The following is a 399-nucleotide window of genomic DNA, read 5'->3' as shown; positions in this document are numbered from 1 at the left end:
CCGCAATGCCTGGAGCACGTCGGCGTTGAGCAACGGATCGATCCCTTTGAGCATGATGGTCCTCGTGAAGTGCGTTTGAGATCAGAGACGCTTGCCGGTCTCGGCGTCGAACAGATGGATATGGTCGAGCCTTGGCCGAAGTTTCAGCGTATCGCCGGGCTTGAAGTCGTGGCGCTCGCGAAACAGCGCCACCATCTCCCCCTCGCCGAAGCGCACGAACACCAGAGTCTCCGAGCCGGTCGGCTCGACCACCGCGACAGTGACCGGAATCCCCGCCTCGGACAGCCTCAGGTGCTCGGGCCGTATTCCCAGCACCACCGGTTCGCCATTGCTGATCGACGGCGTCGCCGCCAAAGGCACGGAAATCTCGCCTGCGCCGCGAAAGGATGGCGAGCCATC

Annotated in this window: 1 protein-coding gene; it reads right to left on the bottom strand. The window is 63.4% G+C overall.

Annotated features, from left to right (window positions below; translation table 11 throughout):
- Positions 1-81: 81 nt before the first annotated feature.
- Positions 82-399: TOBE domain-containing protein (locus EN853_RS33200; protein WP_135861350.1), on the bottom strand; the 318-nt coding region annotated here is incomplete at its 5' end.

Source organism: Mesorhizobium sp. M1C.F.Ca.ET.210.01.1.1 (assembly GCF_004791585.1).
GTDB lineage: Bacteria > Pseudomonadota > Alphaproteobacteria > Rhizobiales > Rhizobiaceae > Mesorhizobium.
The sequence above is the reverse complement of the archived record's forward strand: the minus strand, read 5'-3'. Positions and strand labels throughout refer to the sequence as shown.